At 50.9% G+C, this 1849-nt stretch carries 2 protein-coding genes; both read left to right on the top strand.

Annotated elements, in window-relative coordinates; genetic code table 11:
* A partial coding sequence (locus EAG18_RS22010; protein ID WP_148098533.1) for a condensation domain-containing protein occupies window positions 1–1170 on the top strand: 1170 nt, incomplete at its 5' end.
* Window positions 1092–1849: condensation domain-containing protein (locus tag EAG18_RS22005; RefSeq protein WP_275557371.1), on the top strand; the 758-nt coding region annotated here is incomplete at its 3' end. The genes EAG18_RS22010 and EAG18_RS22005, both read left to right, overlap by 79 nt.

The raw sequence follows: 1849 nt of genomic DNA, 5'->3' as shown, positions 1-1849 counted from the left end.
CAAGAGCGGTTTGTTGAGAATCCATTTTTTGATGCAGCGCAGCCACATAGTAGCAAGCGTTTATATCGAACAGGAGACTTAGTACGCTATTTGGCGGATGGTAATATCGCCTTTTTAGGGCGAACAGACGACCAAGTTAAAATATCAGGGTATCGTATCGAGCTTGGTGAAGTAGAAAACCAGCTGAGCCAGCAGGCAGGGGTAGAGTCAGCGTTAGTGGTGGCAAAAAACCTCGCGGGCAGTACACAATTGGTGGCCTATATCAAAGCCGAAGRCGAAGTGCACGAGGCGGAGTTTATCAGYGATGTAAAAGCGCAGTTACAAGCCCGTTTACCAGAGTATATGGTGCCTGGGGTGATGTTATTGGTGAAGCAGTGGCCATTAACGCCAAATGGCAAAGTAGATCGCCGTGCCTTACCAGAGCCGGATGGCCGTCATGCTCTTGGCGAATACGTCGCACCGAGTACAGCGCAAGAGCAGCAACTCGTTGCCATTGTGGCGACAYTACTGGCGCGTCCAGYTGAGAGTATCAGTGTTACGGCTAACTTTTTTGAGCTTGGGGGGCATTCTTTATTATTGATGCGACTGGTCGCAGCCATTAAAGCGCAATGCGGCGTGGATGTGTCTTTGCAGCAGGTCTTTGAAGCGGCAAACTTTAGTGCCATGGCACAACTKATTGCACGTAGTGATGCTCAAGCCTACCCAAGTTTGTTGCCGCGCCCCGTGACGGATACGCCAGCACAGACTTCGTTTGCACAACAACGATTGTGGTTAATTGATAAACTACAAGGCGGGTCAACGCAATACAATATGCCGATGCTGTTATCTGTCTCWGGGCAGCTAGATATTGCGTTGTTGGAGCAGGTGTTTACTGCGATCATCGCGCGCCATGAAGTATTACGAACGGTCTATGTGGAGCTGGATGGAACCCCGGTTCAGCAGATCCGTGCGATGGACGAGGTGCACTTTACTATCACGCAGAGYAAGCTTGAAGCGGAAGAAAAAACGCTAGAGGAGTACGTTGCGGCTGAGCTAAATACAGGGTTCGACCTAGCACAGGATTTGATGCTGAGAGTCGTCTCAATACGCAGTTGGCCTATTGGCGYAAACAGCTCGATGAGTTACCCACCACCCATGCGTTACCACTGGACTTTACTCGTCCGGCAATGAAACARCACGAAGGCGGCGTGGTTGCCAGCAGTTTACCCGCAGCYACAGCTMAAGGGCTGTTAGCCTTGGCTAAGGCACATCAGCTGACGCCATTTATGTTGCTACACAGTGCATTGGCATTGGTGTTATCAAGACACAGTAACAGCAATGATATTGTTATCGGCACGCCYATTGCCAACCGATTGCAGGCTGAGTTGGCACCTTTGATAGGGTTTTTTGTGAACACTTTGGTGCTGCGCACCAACACGCAACATCATGACTTGGCTGCGTACTTGGCGCATGTCAAACAAGTGCACAGTGACGCGCAAGCCAATCAGGATGTGCCATTTGAGCAGCTGGTTGAGTGCTTAAATGTACCAAGAAGCCAAGCCCATGGGCCGTTATTCCAAATCATGCTCACGACCAACAGTGAGTATGGTATTAACGACACCGATACAGCAGCGGGGTTCACCTTACCTGGGGTGACGTTGACGCCGTATGAGTCAGAGGGCACCACGGTGAAGTTTGACCTGAATATTGACCTGAGTATCAGTGAGCAGGGCATTGGRTTGTCTTGGGTGTATGAYAAGCAGCTCTTTACRCAGGCACACATTGCGCAGCTAGACCAGCACCTTGGTCGGGTGTTGACGGCGCTGTGCGCACTTGAGCCAACCCAAACTGTGGCGTTGACACAGCTTCC

The organism is Pseudoalteromonas sp. J010, assembly GCF_003934235.1.
Taxonomy (GTDB): domain Bacteria; phylum Pseudomonadota; class Gammaproteobacteria; order Enterobacterales; family Alteromonadaceae; genus Pseudoalteromonas; species Pseudoalteromonas peptidolytica.
The sequence above is the reverse complement of the archived record's forward strand: the minus strand, read 5'-3'. Positions and strand labels throughout refer to the sequence as shown.